This window comes from Oleiphilus sp. HI0043 (assembly GCF_001634935.1).
The window spans coordinates 1-294 of record NZ_LWEY01001009.1; the positions used below are offsets into that span (position 1 = coordinate 1).

A 294-nucleotide genomic window follows, 5' to 3' on the forward strand; every position below is an offset into this window, starting at 1 on the left:
TCTCGCGAGAACTTGTCTGACAAGGCTCCTGCAATGCGTACCATGAGTGTTCACGCTGACAAGATTCGTGACGTTATCGGTAAAGGTGGTGCAACGATCCGTTCTATTACTGAACAGACTGGTGCATCAGTTGATATCGAAGATGACGGTTCTATCAAGGTATTTGGTGAAGACAATGCGAGTGCTCAAGCAGCTATCGATATGATTATGGGTATCACTGCTGAAGCTGAAATTGGTCAGGTTTACGAAGGTAAAGTTGAGCGTATCGTTGATTTCGGTGCATTCGTTAATATC

1 protein-coding gene is annotated in these 294 nt (G+C 44.6%); it reads left to right on the forward strand.

Annotation, left to right across the window (positions count from 1 at the left end; all coding sequences use genetic code 11):
* Nucleotides 1–294: KH domain-containing protein (locus A3729_RS10820; RefSeq protein ID WP_231877416.1), on the forward strand; the 294-nt coding region annotated here is incomplete at both ends.